This window comes from Actinoalloteichus sp. GBA129-24, assembly GCF_001941645.1.
In the GTDB taxonomy this organism is placed as follows: Bacteria; Actinomycetota; Actinomycetes; order Mycobacteriales; family Pseudonocardiaceae; genus Actinoalloteichus_A; species Actinoalloteichus_A fjordicus.
The window spans coordinates 5,225,973-5,242,082 of sequence record NZ_CP016077.1; the positions used below are offsets into that span (position 1 = coordinate 5,225,973).

Here is a 16,110-nt window from a genome sequence, read left to right on the forward strand (position 1 = left end):
CGCCGACGAACCGGCCTCGTCAGTTCCAGATCGCGTCGGCCCATTCCGGATGGTCGATGAACGGGTTTCGATTGCCCTGGAAGTCGTCGTAGACGACCTGGTTGCGACGCTCCTCGAAGGCGTCCGGCGGGTCCTCGGCGTTCCAGTCGAGCAGCACCGACTGGCGGCCCATGTAGGGGTTGGAGCCGTTGGACACGGTGTCGTTGAGCTCAAGGTCGGCGAAGCCGTCGCCGCCCTCGTAGCGCACGGCCATGTAGAAGATCATCCGAGCGACGTCGCCCTTGACGTCGTCGCGCGGCTCCCAGGAGTCGCCGTCGGTGAGGTTGCCCGGCGCACCCGGCACCGGCGAGCCGCCGTTGTCGAAGTCCTTGTTGCCCCGCGCGGAGTTGACCTGCACGTCGGTGGGGCGCAGGTGGTGGATGTCGGTGCCGGGGCCGGGCGCCGTGCCGATGTCGCCGTGGGACTGGGCCCAGACGTGCTCGCGGTTCCACTGGCCCACGCTGCCGCCGTTGGAGTTCTTGCTCTGCGAACGTCCGCTGTAGAACAGGATCACGTTGTTCGAGTTCGCCGGGTCCTCGTCGGTGGCCTTGAGCGCATCCCAGACCTGACTGTAGGACAGCCTCGTGCTGGTGCTGATGATCTCGTGCAGCTCGTCCTTCAAGGCATCCCCGCTCAGGCCGAGCGCGGTGCGGTAGTACGTCTCGTCGTAGTCGCCGGGGTCCGTGGGCGGTTCGGTGGGCGGCTCGGTCGGGGGCTCAGTCGGGGGTTGGGTGTCACCCGCAGGCGAGAATGCGGTCGGAGAGGTGAGACCGGCGTGTGAGAAGTAGCTGCGCAGCGGGCCCGTGACGTCGAGAGTCGTCCCGAGCAGGTCAGGGTTGGTGCGCAGGCCGTAGTCCGCCCGGAAGGACGCGGTGATCTGCACGTACAGCATCTCGGCCGGGTCGGTCTCGGTGGCCGAGTCGGCGAGGGCGAGCGCGTAGTCGGAGGGGAAGCCCGATCGGACCACGGTCGTGGTCGCCGTCGGCTGCCCCACCACGTGACCGCGCACGGTGCCGGTGCCGCCCTGCTGCGAGATCGCCTCGGCGACGGTGAGCTGGTCGGCGGCGAACGCGGCGGTCGGCACCTGGAATGCCACCACCGCAGCCGCGACGCCGACCAGCGCGGCTAAGGACCTCCACCGACTCACACGGGTTGCTGTCACGACGATGTCCTCCCCAGGTTCGTGCGCCAGCCGATATGTGACGCAGCGTGATCACACAATGGTGATCTCGAGAAGGCTGTCAGAAAATGACCACCCGTTAGTGAAATTTGAGCGGCGGTTTGATGTCGGCGCGATGACGTCGTGCCGGGAGCGCCACCCGGGCGGGTCCACAGTCGACGCGTCGACGGCCGCCAGCGGCGACCGCCCGGAGCGCCGCGTGTGCGCGTCGTCCTGGGCGTGTCCTGTGACGCGACGGCGGCGAGCCGCAGCCCCTGCTGCACGCAGGCTGCGGACATCGTTCACCGGGTGGCGTCAAGAGTTCGACCGATCGGTTTCGACCGCTCCGACGAGATCGACCCGAGATAGACGGCAAAGCGAGCCGCATTGCCCGTGGTTCCTTCGGAGGGCGAGTTCCAGCACCCCGGCTGGAGTATTCCCAGAAGGTGCGTGAAATCCAGTACAGACAATCCGGGCGGACCGCCACGCCTCGCGCTCGCAAGTCCGCCGGGCCACCCGGATGGAGGGCTGATCGGACGATCGCAGCCCGGGAGGTCTGCAAGTGAGCATCCCCGCCGCGCCATGTCTTCGAGCTGCACATCCGGCGTGTCGTAGATCACCGGCCGAAGTGGACACGACCGTGATCACCTCGGCCCCTCGGCCGCCTGGAAGCGCCTGCGAGGAAGGCTCCGACCTCGACGTCGGACGCGCTTTCCCTTTCGTACCTCAAGAGTTGCCTCTTTGTGCCCTCTCGACCCCAGGTATACCTGGGACCAGGCATTCCCACCTGGGGCCGGACTATCTTGGCCGACACCAGAAGTCTAAGGTCTATCACGCTCCATCCTCCGTCACGCTCTGCCTGAACCGAGCACCGATCCGGCGGCCCCGAACGGTGGTCACGAGCCGAGCGTGGGAGGACGAGGGCCAGGCATCGGGGTAGGAACAGACCGCGAAGGGAACCGATGAGCGACTCCGAGTTCGTAAGCGGCACCGCCATGTCGCCGGTGATGATGGGGCAGGGCCAGGCCGTTCCCATGGAAGCCGCGCAGATGACCAGCGTCTCCGCGTCCCAGGAACAGCAGCCCGTGCTGGCCGCGATGAGGGTCGCGCAACTCGCGCAGCAGGTCGGCACGCTCAAGAAGGACATCGAGGCAGGCGATCTGTTCCTCGACCCCGCTGCGGGCGAGGAGATCAAGACGATGCTCCAGGACCAGATGGACCGGGTCGACACCTGGCTGGAGCGGGCCAACGCACTTGCCCGCCGCGCGCCCTTCGGTGCCAATCCCGTCGGCGAGGCGATGGCCCTGAAGTTCGAGGACCGCGCGGGCGGCGAGGGGGTCTCCTTCCGAAGCGTGTTCACCCCGTATCGGGAGGTGCTGCAGGAGGCTCACGAGGCCGTGTCGCAGGCCATGAACCTCTACCAGCAGATCGAGCAGGACAACGTCGACTCCTTCAAGAGAATCCGACCCGACGAGAACCAGGCGGTCTGACCGCCACGCCGAGGACGATCTCGGGCGACGCAGGCGGATTCGGCGCCGCGTCCGCGCGCACCGGGATCATCGGCTCGTCGATGCCGCAACGCCGCGTCGGCACCGACCGTGACGACTCGACCGCGACCGCGGCGATCATCGGCACCGAACCTCCTGTAGCGAACCTCCTGTAGCGAGAGGCGAACATCCGATGTACGTAGAAGGCTCAGCAGTGCCGCGAGGCCACGCGGGGACTCCCGGCGCCCCGGCGCCGGAGAACCACCTCATGCTGACGGACACGCAGAACTGGAGCGCCTACAACCATCGGACGCTCTACGAAGCGGTCCACACCGACAACGATCCCGGTCAGGCAGGCGAGCTCTCCTCCGAGTGGTCGCAGATGGCAAACGAGATCTCCGAGTCCGCACAGTCGATGGGTGATCGGCTCGTCGCGGTGGAGGACGGCTGGACCGGATCGGCGGCCAGGTCCGCACGGGGCGCCATCACCCAGCTCGCCGACTGGAGCAACGAGGCGTCGGTGACCGCCGCCACCGTGGGTACCAAGATCGCCGCGCAGGCCCAGGTCATGGAGGTCGCCCGGTCCGCGATGCCGGAACCCGTCGACTTCGACTACGAGGAGATGCTCACGAGGGGTTTCGCCACCGGCGGGCTCGCGGGTTTCGCGGTTGCGGTCGTCGACGTGGAGCGCAAGAGCGCCGAGGCCAACCTCGCGCATGAACAGGCCGTGGCCGTCATGTCCACGATGGAAGAGGACTCACGCAGCATCGACCAGGAGACCCCGCAGTTCACGCCGCCGCCGAACCCGGTCCGGGGCACCATGACGGCGGCGAGCAACGCTCCGATGGGCGTGATGAGCGGCGAAGGCCAGCTCACTCCGATGCAGCAGGGCACCCCGATGGACGAGACGGCGAGCCGGCTCGCCCCGATGCAGCAGAGCAGAGTGCTTGAGGCTCCCGCGCTCGACCCGCAACTGGCGGGCGGCGGCGTCGGTGAGGTTCCCAATATTCCCGGCGGCCCGGGCGGAGCGCCCGGCATGCCCGGCGGCCCTGGCAGCGTGCCCGGCGCACCCGGTGGAGTTCCCGGGGCCCCCGGCGGACCCGGCGGCATCCCGAACATCCCCGGCGGCCCGGGCGGACCCGGCGGCAGCACGCTGGGCACCAACCCGCAGAGCCCGCCCAACCTCGCGCCTGCGGCCTCGATGCCCGACACCGCCGGTTACCGGCCCGGCGGCGCAGGCGGCACGGTGGGTATGAACCCGGGTGCGATCCCGAACATCCCCGGCGGCGGCGCAGGCGGCGTCGGCGGCGTCGGCGGCGCGATGCCCGGCATCGGCGGCGTCGGCAGCGTCGGCGGCATCGGCACACCGCCGTCGGTCAGCCCGCAGAACTCGCCGAAGATCTCTCCGCAGGGCATGCCCGACATCCCTGACATCCCCGGAGCCAATCGCCCCGGCGGCACGGGCAGCGCCCCTGGCAGCGGCACGATGCCAGGCATCGGCGGTATCGGCGGCGGCGTGCCCGGCGCGACCATGCCGCGCCCGAATCAAGGCGGTAACAGCGGCGGCACGGGCGGTCGCCCCGCCACTCCGCAAATCCCCAACATCCCCGGCGGCAGCGGATCGATGCCCAGCATCGGCAGCGGCACGGGCGGCCCAGGCGGTCGCCCCGCCACTCCGCAAATCCCCAACATCCCCGGCGGCAGCGGATCGATGCCCAGCATCGGCAGCGGCACGGGCGGCCCAGGCGGTCGCCCCGCCACTCCGCAAATCCCCAACATCCCCGGCGGCAGCGGATCGATGCCCGGCATCGGCGGCGGCGGCGCAGGCGGCGCAGGCGGCATCGGCGGCGGTGCTCGAGGGTTCGGCCCCGGCGGCATCCCCAACATTCCCGGTGGTGCAGGCGGCGGCGCAGGCGGCTTCGGTGGTGGCGCGGGCGGCATCGGCGGTGGCGCCGCAGGCCTGGCCGCAGGCGGAGCGACCGGCGTCGGCGGCAGCGGCGGCGCAGGCGGCCGGATGGGCGGCATGCCCGGCGGAATGGGCGGTGGCGTCGGCGCAGGCGGCATGGGCGCGGGCGGCATGGCCGGTGGTGGCGGTGCACCCGCCCGCGGCGCCCAGGACACCGAGGACAAGGAGCACCGGGTCGCTTCGTACCTCAAGGGCGAGAAGGTCTTCGAGCGTCTCGGCGATGATCTGCCGCCCGCGGTGATCGGTGATCGGAAGCCGAAGAAGCAGGGATGATCGGCAGGCGACGGCGCACCCGAGAGTCGGTTACGGGAGAAGGACGATGAGCGACACTGAATTCGTGTTGTCGGCCCGCGAGTTCGAGTTCGTGTGGACTGATCTGGGCCTCGGCCGAATCCCCTATCCGCTGGACGTTCCCAGCAGCGGCAAGACCATGGCCGAACGGGCGGAGCTCAGGGCCGAGGTGTACCGCGAACTGACCGATCGGGGCCTGGTCACCGCAGGCACGGTGTCGACCGAGCTGGAGGCGCTGCTTCGGCTGCTGTCGCAGCCGAAGCTGTCGGTGGACGCCGTGGGGCACGTCGGACGTGCCCTGCGGGCGTTGGCCGCCACCGATCAGGAACTGGGCGTGCTCGCGACGCTGGTCGGCGATGAGCTGCGAGTCAGCGAGATCCGACCGACCTCGCTGGCTCGCTCCATCGTCGGTGTGCTGCCCGTCAAGGAGGCGGGGCCAGGCTGGGCGATGTCGGCCCCGCTGCACGCACTCACCTCGGCGGTGGAGCCCGCCGAAGAGGACGACCCCTGGGGAAGCGACGACGACGACGAGGAACGCGCCCTGCGGAAGGCGGGGATGAGCGCCGACGACGCAGCGGCGCTGAGCGAGCTGGCGGCGAACCGGAAGGGCGGCGGCCAGTTCGGCGTGACGGTGGGGGGAGCGACGCAGCGACAGGCGCGGCGGTCCTCCACACTCGTGACCTGGTTCGACACCCATCAAGGTCGATACCTGATGGTGCGTGAGGACGAGTGGCTCAGCCTGACGCCCGCCGACGGCGAACGTATCGAGGGACGGGTCATGGAGGTGCTGTCACGCGCCGCAGGCGCGCCCAACGGTCGGTGACGACACCGACCGTCTTGACAGAGGCCGGGCCTTTCGACGGCCCGGCCCGACGACCCGATGTCGAGCAGTGTTGATGGAGGTTTCACATGACCGGCCCCGGTACGGGTGGCTTCGTGGGCATGAGCAAGGATCCCGCCGAGATTGAGGCGCGGATCGGCCAGTGGGCGCAGGGCCTTGCGGAGAAGGCACAGCGTTACCAGGCCGCGCATGTCGAGACCGAACAGATTCGATTGACCGCCACCAGCGGCGACGGCGCGGTGAAGGCCACGGTGCGGGCCGACGGCAGCCTGACCGACCTGGTCTTCAGTGAGCGCATCCGCACGATGCCGCTGCCCACGATCGCGAGTCTGGTCCTGTCGACCATGCAGCGGGCGCAGGCCGACATCGCCACCCAGGTCGGCGAGACGATGGCCGAGCATCTGGGTGACGAGGACGCCGAGACGCGGGCCGAGCTGCTGGGCAACCTCCGCGAGCGGTTCCCTCAACCGCCCGACGAAGACGAGGTCGAGGCGGCAGACGAAGAGACCGGCAAGAAGTGGGAGTCGATCGAGTCCAGCGAGGAGCCGACTCCGCCGCCTGCCACGAGCCCCGGGCTCTCGGCTCAGTCGCCGTCGACCGGATTCCAGCCCCCTGCGGGATTCTCACCCCCTGCACCACCTCCGCAGCGGCCGGCAGCACCACGTCGTCGACCCGACGACGATGACGACTTCGACGAGGAGTCCGACCCGCTGCGGGACTGACGTCTCGACCGACAGCACGCTGAGCAGGGGCGAGACCCCAGTCGCCGCCACACGTTCGTGAGAGGAGCCCCACGATGGCCGAAGCCTATGACGTCGTGACCGAGGACCTGGTGGCCCACGCCAGTCACCTCGACGCGCTGACCGACCGGTTGAACACCGCGATCGCTGCGGCGGAGACCGTCAGCATGTCCGATGACGCCTACGGTCTGATCTGCCAGTTCCTTCCTCCGACCATCAATCCGATGGAAGAGGAGGGGATCGCGGCACTGAACGCGGCGGTCGAGGGCGTCACGACCAGTGCGGAGAACGTACGGGCGACGGCCGACCAGTATCTCGACACCGACGACGCGAATCAGCAGTCGTTCCAGAAGATCTCGCTGGACCACATCCAGCCGCCCTCGATCGCGGGTGGTGGGGCGGCCGCAGCCGCGGGCGGGCCGACGGCATTCCAGCGGGCCGCCATGCCCGCCTCCGTCGGGGAACCGGCGCAGAGCGTCACCCCGCAGTCGTACGGGGAACCCGCTCAGCAGGCCTTCGCCCCCCGCGCCTTCGCCGAACCCGCTCAGCAGAGCGTCACCCCGCAGTCCTACGGGGAACCCGCTCAGCAGGCCTTCGCCCCCCGCGCCTTCGCCGAACCCACTCTCCAGAACTCCGCCCGACAGGACTACGTCGAACCCACGCCCCAGAACATCGGCGCCCGACAGGACTACGTCCAGCCCACGCCCCAGAACATCGGCGCCCGACAGGACTACGTCGAGCCCACCCACCAGAACTTCGCCGCTCGACAGGACTACGTCCAGCCCACGCCCCAGAACTTCGCCGCACAGCCCTTCGCCACCGCCGAGGTGTATCAGAACTCGTCGATGCAACGCACCGAGGCAGAGGCCCTCAACGAGGCCAGGTTCCAGCGCCCTGAGGCCTGAGTCCGGGCTGGCTCGTTCTCCCGGATCACCTCCCGCCGGATGTCGTCACGGCATCCGGCGGTCGACGTCTCGGGGAGGGGGAGCGAGACCGGACACTCGGCGTGGCAGTCCCCCCCCATCGACCAGCGCAGCAGCCTGCCCGGCCGCTGCCGTCTTCAGACCAGGTAGAACGTCAACAGGTCAGCCCGAACGGGCGGGAACAACGCGGCCATCACGTCGACGTTCGGGCCCGGATAGACGTCGGGATGGCGGTGGGAGAGCCCGACGATCCCATGCGGGCCGAACAGCAGTGCGGGCACCAGGTCCGGCGCGATGCCCGCTCCACCGACCGAGGCGGGCGACTGGAGCGGCCCACCGGTGACCATCGGTCCGACGACGGCGTCGGTCACGTCGAAGCGCACGTGCGAGCGGAAGAACGAGAGCACCGCCGCGCCGTCGGCCCTCGCATGGTCGACGGCGCGCAGCCTGCCCGACAGCAGCGGGCGCAGCCTGTCGAGCAACGCGGCGGGGTCCGCGACCCGCACGTAGTACATCTCCGCGGCCTCGGGTGCCGCGCCGAGGAACTCGGTCAGTGCCCGGCTCGCGATGGTACCCGGCCGGTCGCCCACCCGGACCGAGGCCGACGTCGGCGCGGCCAGGTCGGTGGCCTGCCGCAGCAGTGCACGGGCTGCGGCCTCGTCCACGGCGGCCAGCTCGCCGAGATGGACGTCGTCCTCCGGCGGTGTGCTGCGTCCCGTCGCGACCGCGCGTCCCTCGCGCTCCACGATCCACTGTGTACTGCCGTCCCGGGCGAGCAGCCGGCGCAGACATTCCGGCGAGTGCGGCATCCGCAGGTCGGCGGTCGCCTGCACCGCGTCCTGGAGGGCGGTGATCGCCTCGACATCCTCGATCGTGGCGGCCCGCACGTGGTGGCCGGGCTCCGGCGGCGGGGCGGTGTGCACCGGCCGGACCGGGTGGTACGGGATCGCGTAGGAGTAGCCGAACTGCCGGTAGAAGTAGGGGATGCCGAGCATCACCTGCGCCAGGTGCCCACGCCGCGCCGACTGCTCGTGCGCCCAGGCCATCAGCGCGCGGACGAGCCCTCGACCTTCGTGATCACGGCTGGTCGCCACCAGCTCCACCTGCCCGGCCGGGATGCGGACTCCGCCGAGGATCAGCTCTTCGTCCAGCAGCGTGGCGGTGGAGACCACACGCCCGTCCGCCGCGACGACCACCGCGCAGGAGTCCCAGCCCGCGTCGGAGTCCTCGACGATCAGTCGGAGATCGACGGCGTCGGCCACCTCGCCGCGCTCGGCGAGCAGGGCCTGGATCTGGTCGAGATCGGCCGAGGTCGCCCGGCGCAGCGTGAACCCCTCGGGCAGCGCAGTGGTCTCGGGCGGCGCGGCGCGTCCATGGTCCATCCGAGAGACTCTGCTGGAGGACGCTCGCTCGCACCACTGATTCTTCGGGCCGACCGGGCGGTCGGATAGGACCTACCTGCCCTGGACCGCCGCCCCGTCGGGCGTGCGCCCCGAAATTCGCTGGCGCGGGTGCACCGCTCGCTGCCATGGTGACATCCGACGTCGGTGGTCCGGCTGCGAGTGGGATACGGGTGAGGTCGATGTGGCTGTCCGGCAGGTTGGTGCGATTACGGCCGATGGAGCCCCATGAGGTCGAGTCGCTGTGGCGCTGGAACCAGGACTCCGAGGTGATGCGGTGGCTGACCGCTCGCTACCCCGAGTCGCTGGCTCAGGCGCAGGAGCGGGCGGCCGCCCGGCCGAGCAACGACTACTCCTTCCTGCTGCTCGGCATCGAGGTGATCGCCGACTCCGCGCTCGTCGGGGTCGCGATGCTGGTGGACGGCAGGCCGGAGACCGGTCGCGCCGAGTTGAACATCTATCTCGGCGAGCGTGACCGTTGGAACTGCGGCTACGGCACCGAGGCCGCGCGGCTGCTCTGTCGCTACGGGTTCGACCAGATGCGGCTGCACGCCGTCGAGTTGTCCGTCGTCGCGGAGAACGAGTCGGCACGACACGTCTACCGCAAGCTCGGCTTCGTCGAAGAGGGTCGGATTCGCGACGGATTCCGCCGGGACGGCCGCTGGCACGACATGATCCTGATGGGCCTGCTCGAGGGCGAGCTGCGCGACGAGGAACAGGCGAGCGGCGCCGAGGGCGGACCTCGCCGAGGCCGTCCGCGCTGAACGACACCGCGACACCGCGACGGCTGCGGCGGCAGCGCGCACGGCCGACGTGCCGAGCGGGTCTCGTCGAGGTCCGGGTCTCGGCCCTGCCGGGTACTGCCGCCTGCGGACTCCGCTCGGGTGCCGCCGTCGCCTGCGTCGGAGCGGCGACGCCGACGAGTCGCGGCGCGGCAGGCCTGCTCCACGAGGTGCCACTCGGCCGCGCCGCGCAGTTGATCGAGTCCCGGCGCGACGGCACCGGCCTGCCGACGGCCCCGGCGGCCCGTTCACAGCCCACAGCCGGACCGGAGCGGCCGGTCTGCACGCCGACCGGCTCCGACGCCGAACCTGATCAGATGCCCCTTTAGAGCCTGTCTGTGGTCCCCCTGGAGTCGTGAGCGGGGATCAGCGTGGCTGAGCTGACAGGCGGAGGAAAGAGGCATAACGAAAGTGATGTCGACTGACGACAACGCCGCAGATCGCCGCGCCTGCCCCGCGCAACAGGACAGTGGGGATCACAGACAGGCGCTCAGGCCGCACGGCCCATCGCGGCACCGACCAGGACCAGCCGAAGCGCCCGCTCGGTGGCGTCGGTGATCAGCTCGGCTGCCCTGGCAATCGCCTCGGAGAGCTCGACCGGTGCGGCGAGGATGCCCGCGAAGGCGTCGATCCCGGCCGCATAGTTGTCCCTGGCACCCCGCCCGATGGTGCCCGCCAGCGCGATCACCGGCCTGCCGTACGGCTTGGCCCGGCGCGCGACCTCGGACGGCACCTTTCCGTGCGGCGTCTGGAAGTCGATCGCGCCCTCGGCAGTGATGATCAGGTCCGCCGTGGCCAGCGCCGCGTCGAGGTCGACGTGGTCGAGCATCACCTCGAACCGGGGTCGCAGCCGCGCGCCGAGGACACCGGCGAGCCCCGCTCCCAGACCGCCGGAGGCGCCGCTGCCCGCCACCCTGCCGAGTTCTGTTCCGCAGTGCTCGGCCAGCACGGCCGCCCACCGATCCATCGCGGCGGCCAGCTGCGCGGTCTGCTCGGCGTCGGCGCCCTTCTGCGGTCCGAAGACCCGTGCCACGCCCGCCGGTCCGGTGAGCAGGTTGTGCGGGTTGCAGGCCAGCACCATGCCGGTGTCCGCGAGGCGCGGGTCCATCCTGCCGATGTCGATCCGATGCACCCCGGTCAGCGCGGCTCCGCCCGGTCGGATCGACTCGCCCCGGACATCGGTGAGTTCGACGCCGAGGGCTTGTAAGGCGCCTGCTCCCCCGTCGCAGGTCCCGGAGTCACCGCAGCCGACGAGGATGCGACGACAGCCGTGATCGAGGGCGGCGAGGATCAGCTCGCCGACGCCCCGCGTGGTGGTGCGGCCCGGGTCGCGGAATGCGGGCGGTACGAGGCGCAGTCCTGCGGCGGCGGCCATCTCCACCACGCCCGTCCGCTCCCCGGGGCCGCCCAGGATGGCGATGTGGGCGTCGACGGGTGTGCCGAGCGGACCGGTGACCGTCACCGGGATCACCTCGCCGCCCGTCACCCGCGCAAGGGTCCGCGCCGAGCCCTCACCGCCGTCGACCAGCGGGATCGAGTCGATGACCGCGTCGGGCACGACGCGGCGAACGCCTGCCGCGATGGCCTCGGCGACCGATTCGGCGTCGAGGGACTCCTTGAATCCGCTGGGGGCCACGACGATGCGTAGCGGCGCGGCGGTGCTGATGGCGATCATGAGACGTCTCCTTGCGGGGGTGGATGAGATGTGTGGGTCCGGCCGTCGGGGCGACCGGAGGGGGGAGTCACCTCGCCGGGAACGTCACCGGGCGGCGCGACTCGACGAGGGAATGCGATGGACCGTCTGGACACGGCGCCTGATCACCGCGCGACCGCACGGCCGCCGACCGCACGGCCGATCACCGCAGCGGGAGGCCGAGGTACGGCCAGCCGAACCAGGCGAAGCCGATCACCAGCGCCGCCAGCAGCGGGGCGAGGAAGACCGACAGCCGCAGCAGGTCGCGGCGGCCGTAGCCGGGGACGTCGCCCAGGTCGGCGAACATCGCCACCGGCTTCGCCGACGACGGCAGCGTGTGGCAGAACCCGGCGGCCGCCGTGGAGGCGAAGGCGACGGCGGCCGGGTTCAGACCGAAGACCACGGCGGCGGGCAGCAGCAACGGGATGAGCACGGAGGATCTCGCCGATCGCGACTGCAGCACCAGATGAGCGGCGGTGCTGAGCGCCACCACGGCCACCAGGAAGCCCGCCGCCGATGCCTCGTCGGCGGCGATGCCGCTCAGCAGGACGGTCATCAGCCAGTCGGCCGCGCCGGAGTCGAGCAGCGCGCCGCCGAGCACCGCCGTCGCGGCCATGAACATCAACAGCGACCAGGGCACCGAACGCAGGGCTGCGGTCAGCGACACGGTGCCGATGCCGGGAGCGGCGACGGCGAGCGCTCCGATCAGTGCGATCACGGCGGGTTCCACCCCGTGCCAGGTCTCGGTGCACCAGGCGACGGCGACCAGACCGACGAGCACCAGCACGTACTTCGCCCGGCGGTCCGGTCGCATCCGGTCCGGTCCGATCGATCCCGCTCCGCGTTGTTCGACGAGATCGGCTCGGCGGACGACGAGCCGCTCCCGCCGATCGGCCCGCCTGGTCATCAGTAACAGCACCAGTTCGGCCGCGAGATGGGAGCTGAGCACCGCGAGCGGCAGGCCCGCCAGCAGCCAGGCGCCGAAGCCGATGCCGCTGCCCGTCGCGGTGCGCAAGACCTCGACGGTGATCAGGTGTGCCCCTGCTCCGGTGAGCGTCGCCACCGCCGACAGCAGGATCACCGTGGGGATCAGCAGCGCCAACGCCCGTACCACCCGCTCCCGTCCGGACAGGGTTCGCGCGACCGCGAGGAACACCGGCAGTGCCAGGGCCGCCCGCCCGGAGGTGGCGGGCACCAGCAGTGCGCTGCCCACCAGGGCGGCGGTGAGCAGATGCACCAGCCCGCGCACCGTCCTGGCCCTGGTCAGCAGCGCCACGGCGAGGCGTTCTGGCAGTCCGGCAGCCGTGAGGCCTGCCGCCAGTACGAACGCGGCGATCAGCAGCCAGATCACGTCGCCGCCCAACGAGCCGAACAGCTCGTCGGCGGTCAACACGCCGATCAACGTGAGGGTCAGCGCGGCGGCCAGCGCCACGAAGGTGTCGTCCCAGCGCGTGCACGTCCAGGCCAGAACGGCACCCGCGAACACCACCAGGGTGACCCTGCCCTCGGCGGGCAGTCCGGCGTCCGGGCCGGGAAGCACCGTGTAGAGCACGGTCAGCGTGATCGCGCCTGCGACCGGGACCAGCAGACCGACGAGGCGCACACCGCTCGCCCGCCGTGTCGACGCAGCCGTCGGGGTGCGCCTCGTCGCGGCGTTCCCGCTCGTCGCCGTGGTGGTGGTTCTGGACCGTGGAGACACTCTCGACGTCGCGGCGGCCGGAAAGGCGCCCGCGCGACCTGCCACCGGTCTCGGCGGCGGGGTGGTCGCGTAGACGGTGAGCGGAGGCTCCCGGTCGGTGTCGAGTTCGGTCACGTTGACCAGCATCTGTCCGCAGACTGATGTCAGGGTGAACGGATCATGAAGGAGTTCTCATGTGCGGCGCGACGGTCCAGGCGCCGCACAGGACTCGTCTGCCGGGCAGGACGCGGACGCGCCGTCCGCTGGTCACCTCGGTCGAGGCGGCCTGCGGCACGGCAGCGCACCAGAGGGGAGCGGGCGGCCCGAGGCGGGCCGGGCCTGCCGGGCGCACGAGCGGGGTTCACGGGCCGCCCGCTCCTAGTGAAAGCGGTAGCCCATGCCTCGGACCGTGACGATGCGATCGGCCCCGAGTTTGCGTCGCAGGGTCCGCACGTAGACGTCCACCACGTTCGAGCCGGGGTCGAAGTCGTAACCCCAGACGTGCGACAGGATCTGCTCACGGGCCAACACCTGGCCCGCATGGCGAAGAAACAACTCCAGCAGCGCGAACTCTCTGGCGGTCAGGTCCACCAGCCTGCCCGGCAGCCGTGCCCGCCGCGTGCGCAGGTCCAGCGAGAGATCACCCGCGTGCAGCACCGACAGGTCCGGTACCCGATCGACCGACCGCACCCGCAGCCGCACCCGCGCGAGGAGTTCCTCGAAGCGGAATGGCTTGGTCATGTAGTCGTCGGCGCCGCCCTCCAGACCGGCGACGGTGTCGTGCACCGAGTCGCGGGCGGTCAGGATGATCACCGGAAGGGTGATCCGGCCGCGTCGCAGTGCTCGCAGTACTTCGAAGCCGTCCCGACCGGGCAGGCCGATGTCGAGCACCATCAGGTCGTGGTCGCCCGAGCTCGCACTCGCGAGCGCCGCCTCGCCGTCGCCGACGACGGTGGTGACGAATCCGTTGGCCCGCAGGCCCTTGTCGATGAACGCGGCGATGCGTGCCTCGTCCTCGGCGATCAGCACGCGGGTCATGTCCGGCCTCCCTCGTCGTGGTGTCCGTCGACGCCGTCCTCCTCGGCGGGCCTGGCGGGCAGGGCCAGTCCGAACGTGGCGCCCTCCCCCGGCCGGGAGACCAGATGTGCCCGGCCGTGATGTGCGTCGGCGATCGCCGTCACGATCGCCAGCCCCAGCCCGGCGCCGCCGACCCGTCCCTCGCCCGGCCCTCGGGAGAACCGGCGGAAGATCCGCTCGGCGTCCTCCGGACGCACGCCGGGACCGGTGTCGGTGATCCAGAACGAGGCGGTGTCCTCGGTGAGGGCCGAGCCGAATCGGACGATGTCACCCGGTCCGCTGTGCGAGACGGCGTTCTGCGCCAGTTGCAGGACCGCCTGGGTGACGCGCTGCGGGTCCAGCCAGGCCTCCCCCTCACCGATCGCCTCCAGATGCCAGCGCCGATCGGCCAGGCTGCGCAGCTTGATGTCGATGTCACTGCTCAGCTCGGGCACCGACACCCAGGCAGGCGTCACGAAGTCGGGCTGTTCGGATCTGGCCAGCAGCAACAGGTCGTCCACCATCCGAGACATCCGATCGAGCTCGTCGGTGCAGACGCGGATCGCCTCCGCCCGCTCGGCGGGATCATCGCCCAACAGCTCCAGGTGCCCGCGCACGATGGTGATGGGCGTGCGTAGTTCGTGACTCGCGTCGTCGAGGAACTCTCGCTGGGTGCGGAACGCCCGTTCCAGCCGGTCGAGCATCGCGTTGAACTGCTCGGTGAGGGCGGCGATGTCGTCCCGACCGTGCACCGGCAGCCGATGGGTGAGGTCCCGCTCGGTGAGAGCGGCGGCGGCGAGTCGGACCTGTCGTACCGGAGCGAGGATCTGCCCGGCGACCAGCCAGCACACCCCCGCACCCGAGAGCAGCGCGCCCGCGCCGACCAGCGTCAGCGCCCGCAGCGTGTCATCGGCCTGTCTGCGGGAGGGCTCGACGAGGTATCCGGTGACGAACCAGGCCGCCGCCGCCTCGGACTCGGCTGCGTCGACGGGCAGGGTCCCGACCTTCGCCCACCGCAGCTCGCCCTCCTCGGTGACGGCGGTCCCCGATGCGGCGGGGTCCTCGACGACGGAGCGCAGCAGTTCGTCGGACAGGGCGACGTCGCGGACCGACTCGTGCGGCTGCTTCACCGCGTCGAGCCCGCCGGGGGCGTCGACGATGCCGATCAGCGTCTCGTACTCGTCGGGATACTGGGCGCCGAGATAGAGGTCCAGCAGTTCGGCAGGGTCCGTGACGACGGCGCCCGCCCGATCCCGCCCGACGGCGGCGAAGGCGGCGTACTCCTGGGACTCCTGGTTCAGGACGCGCATCACCCGCTGGTCGATGTCGTTGAGCAGCAGCTGCCGGACGACCAGGACGATGGTGATCAGTCCGGAGGCCATCACCAGGACCAGCCAGGCCATGATCCGCACCCGCGCCGAGGGCCCGCGCCTGCGGGCCGCCGAGGCGGGCGGCACCGCTGCGGGCTCGGCGCCCCGAGGGTCGCCGTCGGGCCGGGCCGCCTCGGCGGGTGAATCCGCCGCGCCTGCGAAGCCGGGACCGGGGCCCGCCGAGGCCGGAATGTCGTCCGGCACCGGCCCGACGGTTCGAGTCCCGCCGGGCCGGACGGGCTCAGTCATCGTCATCGTCGTCGTCGGAGTCCGGCCGATCGTCGTCATCGTCGTCGGCGTCCACCGGGGGTGGCGGCGGCAGTCGCGTCGGCCCTGGCTCGTCGGGGCCGCCCGACGCATCATCATCGTCGGGGCCGCCCGACGCATCATCACCGTCTGCGGAACCCGGCGCATCGTCGGCATCCGACGAGCCCGCGTCATCGTCTTCGGGCGGCGCGGGCCGCTCACCCGACCCGCCCTCGGGTGCCGACTCGGCGGCGGCGCTCGGCGACGAGTACGACTCGCCGATCCGCACGACGTGCGGGTGGGGCGGCGGTTCGGTCGGGCGGTCGAGCAGGCTGATGGTCGCGACCGCACACAACGGCAACGCGAGGGCGGCGACCAGGGAGAGCACCGTGGAGGAGCGGCTCATGGCCTGGACTCTCTCAGATCGCGAACACCCGCG

13 protein-coding genes are annotated in these 16,110 nt (G+C 71.1%); 6 read left to right on the plus strand and 7 right to left on the minus strand.

Annotation, left to right across the window (positions count from 1 at the left end; all coding sequences use genetic code 11):
* Positions 1 to 19 precede the first annotated feature (19 nt).
* Complete coding sequence (locus UA75_RS35220) at positions 20 to 1,201, minus strand: endonuclease (protein ID WP_075741913.1); 1,182 nt, start codon at positions 1,199 to 1,201, stop codon at positions 20 to 22.
* 959 nt (positions 1,202 to 2,160) lie between these two features.
* On the opposite strand from UA75_RS35220, the gene UA75_RS22280 reads away from it, so the two are divergent.
* From UA75_RS22280 to UA75_RS22300, 5 genes are all read left to right on the plus strand, one after another.
* Positions 2,161 to 2,688 carry a hypothetical protein gene (locus UA75_RS22280; RefSeq protein WP_232237364.1) on the plus strand — a complete coding sequence of 176 codons (528 nt, stop codon included), beginning with the start codon at positions 2,161 to 2,163 and terminating at the stop codon, positions 2,686 to 2,688.
* Positions 2,689 to 2,953: 265 nt separating this feature from the next.
* Positions 2,954 to 4,924: a PPE domain-containing protein gene (locus UA75_RS22285; RefSeq protein ID WP_075741914.1), complete on the plus strand. Its 1,971-nt coding sequence runs from the start codon at positions 2,954 to 2,956 to the stop codon at positions 4,922 to 4,924.
* Between the two features lie 46 nt (positions 4,925 to 4,970).
* On the plus strand, positions 4,971 to 5,765 hold the full coding sequence (locus UA75_RS22290; RefSeq protein WP_075741915.1) for an ESX secretion-associated protein EspG: 795 nt from the start codon (positions 4,971 to 4,973) through the stop codon (positions 5,763 to 5,765).
* An 86-nt stretch (positions 5,766 to 5,851) separates the two neighbouring features.
* On the plus strand, positions 5,852 to 6,505 hold the full coding sequence (locus tag UA75_RS22295; RefSeq protein ID WP_075741916.1) for a YbaB/EbfC family nucleoid-associated protein: 654 nt from the start codon (positions 5,852 to 5,854) through the stop codon (positions 6,503 to 6,505).
* 74 nt (positions 6,506 to 6,579) lie between these two features.
* Positions 6,580 to 7,428 (plus strand): type VII secretion target, encoded by an 849-nt coding sequence (locus UA75_RS22300; protein ID WP_075741917.1) that lies wholly within the window; start codon positions 6,580 to 6,582, stop codon positions 7,426 to 7,428.
* Positions 7,429 to 7,583: 155 nt separating this feature from the next.
* Here UA75_RS22300 and UA75_RS22305 read toward each other — a convergent pair whose 3' ends face one another.
* The gene (locus UA75_RS22305; protein WP_075741918.1) at positions 7,584 to 8,828 is read right to left on the minus strand and encodes a GNAT family N-acetyltransferase; all 1,245 of its coding nucleotides are present in this window, start codon (positions 8,826 to 8,828) and stop codon (positions 7,584 to 7,586) included.
* Positions 8,829 to 9,028: 200 nt separating this feature from the next.
* Between UA75_RS22305 and UA75_RS22310 the strand changes: the two genes are divergently transcribed.
* A complete protein-coding gene (locus UA75_RS22310; protein WP_075744089.1) occupies positions 9,029 to 9,610 on the plus strand; it encodes a GNAT family N-acetyltransferase in 582 nt (193 codons plus the stop codon).
* 508 nt (positions 9,611 to 10,118) lie between these two features.
* On the opposite strand, the gene UA75_RS22315 is transcribed toward UA75_RS22310, so the two are convergent.
* The 5 genes from UA75_RS22315 to UA75_RS22335 form a co-directional block, all read right to left on the minus strand.
* Positions 10,119 to 11,303: a glycerate kinase gene (locus tag UA75_RS22315; RefSeq protein WP_075741919.1), complete on the minus strand. Its 1,185-nt coding sequence runs from the start codon at positions 11,301 to 11,303 to the stop codon at positions 10,119 to 10,121.
* Positions 11,304 to 11,484: 181 nt separating this feature from the next.
* Positions 11,485 to 13,146, minus strand: a complete 1,662-nt coding sequence (locus tag UA75_RS22320; protein ID WP_083683475.1) for an SLC13 family permease — start codon at positions 13,144 to 13,146, stop codon at positions 11,485 to 11,487.
* Positions 13,147 to 13,377: 231 nt separating this feature from the next.
* Entirely contained in the window at positions 13,378 to 14,037 is a 660-nt protein-coding gene (locus UA75_RS22325) for a response regulator transcription factor (RefSeq protein WP_075741921.1), read from the minus strand.
* Positions 14,034 to 15,674 (minus strand): sensor histidine kinase, encoded by a 1,641-nt coding sequence (locus UA75_RS22330; RefSeq protein WP_232251107.1) that lies wholly within the window; start codon positions 15,672 to 15,674, stop codon positions 14,034 to 14,036. Before UA75_RS22330 ends, UA75_RS22325 begins: the two co-directional genes overlap by 4 nt.
* Positions 15,667 to 16,077 (minus strand): hypothetical protein, encoded by a 411-nt coding sequence (locus tag UA75_RS22335; protein WP_075741922.1) that lies wholly within the window; start codon positions 16,075 to 16,077, stop codon positions 15,667 to 15,669. The genes UA75_RS22330 and UA75_RS22335 overlap by 8 nt, the downstream gene beginning before the upstream one ends.
* Positions 16,078 to 16,110 lie beyond the last annotated feature (33 nt).

Bases quoted from the DNA above. Each gene is read 5' to 3' on its own strand.
- UA75_RS22280 (WP_232237364.1), top strand. From the start codon at position 2,161: ATGAGCGACTCCGAGTTCGTAAGCGGCACCGCCATGTCGCCGGTGATG.
- UA75_RS22285 (WP_075741914.1), top strand. From the start codon at position 2,954: ATGCTGACGGACACGCAGAACTGGAGCGCCTACAACCATCGGACGCTC.
- UA75_RS22290 (WP_075741915.1), top strand. From the start codon at position 4,971: ATGAGCGACACTGAATTCGTGTTGTCGGCCCGCGAGTTCGAGTTCGTG.
- UA75_RS22295 (WP_075741916.1), top strand. From the start codon at position 5,852: ATGACCGGCCCCGGTACGGGTGGCTTCGTGGGCATGAGCAAGGATCCC.
- UA75_RS22300 (WP_075741917.1), top strand. From the start codon at position 6,580: ATGGCCGAAGCCTATGACGTCGTGACCGAGGACCTGGTGGCCCACGCC.
- UA75_RS22305 (WP_075741918.1), bottom strand. From the start codon at position 8,828: ATGGACCATGGACGCGCCGCGCCGCCCGAGACCACTGCGCTGCCCGAG.
- UA75_RS22310 (WP_075744089.1), top strand. From the start codon at position 9,029: ATGTGGCTGTCCGGCAGGTTGGTGCGATTACGGCCGATGGAGCCCCAT.
- UA75_RS22315 (WP_075741919.1), bottom strand. From the start codon at position 11,303: ATGATCGCCATCAGCACCGCCGCGCCGCTACGCATCGTCGTGGCCCCC.
- UA75_RS22320 (WP_083683475.1), bottom strand. From the start codon at position 13,146: ATGCTGGTCAACGTGACCGAACTCGACACCGACCGGGAGCCTCCGCTC.
- UA75_RS22325 (WP_075741921.1), bottom strand. From the start codon at position 14,037: ATGACCCGCGTGCTGATCGCCGAGGACGAGGCACGCATCGCCGCGTTC.
- UA75_RS22330 (WP_232251107.1), bottom strand. From the start codon at position 15,674: ATGACTGAGCCCGTCCGGCCCGGCGGGACTCGAACCGTCGGGCCGGTG.
- UA75_RS22335 (WP_075741922.1), bottom strand. From the start codon at position 16,077: ATGAGCCGCTCCTCCACGGTGCTCTCCCTGGTCGCCGCCCTCGCGTTG.